Source organism: Neisseria sp. P0021.S006 (genome assembly GCF_051956895.1).
The window spans coordinates 1-619 of the sequence record NZ_JBQCWZ010000852.1 but is presented as its reverse complement, the minus strand read 5'-3'; the positions used below and the strand labels follow the sequence as shown (position 1 = coordinate 619).

General features: G+C 48.5%; 1 pseudogene. It reads left to right on the top strand.

Annotated elements, in window-relative coordinates:
• A pseudogene (locus ACTHUM_RS17495) lies at positions 1-619 on the top strand (DNA polymerase III subunit gamma/tau); the annotation flags it as partial.

Here is a 619-nt window from a genome sequence, read left to right as displayed (position 1 = left end):
CGGGTAAAGTTGCCGAACAAGATGTCCGCCAGATGATCGGAGCGGTCGATAAACAATATTTGTTTGAATTGCTTGAAGGAATCATCAATCAAAACGGTGAGGCCTTGCTGGAAAAGGCTCAGGAAATGTCCGCCAGAGCGATTGGTTTTGACAGCGCCTTGGCAGAATTGGCTATGTTGTTGCAACGTTTGGCTTTGATTCAAACCATTCCTTCTGCCTTGGCAAATGACGACCCTGAGCGTGAAACTTTGCTGCGATTAAGTCAGGCTTTGAGTGGCGAGCAGGTTCAGCTTTATTATCAATGTGCTATTCATGGTAAACAGGATTTGCCGCTGGCTCCGGACGAGTATGCCGGTTTTGTCATGACGCTTTTGCGCATACTTGCATTTGCGCCGTTGGCTGCTTCGGGTTGCGATACGCAAAGTCAGATTGAACACACGGATTTGCATTCCGACCATCAGAAAGCTGAGGCCGAAAAAAAGCCTTTTCAGCTGCCGAAATCTGAACCGATAGCAGCACCGGTGGTTGAGAAAGAGGCTGTTCCGACCAAACAGGATATCGTTGAAAGGCCGTCTGAAGAAACTATTCAGTCTGCTCAACAACAGACGGATGTACCGCC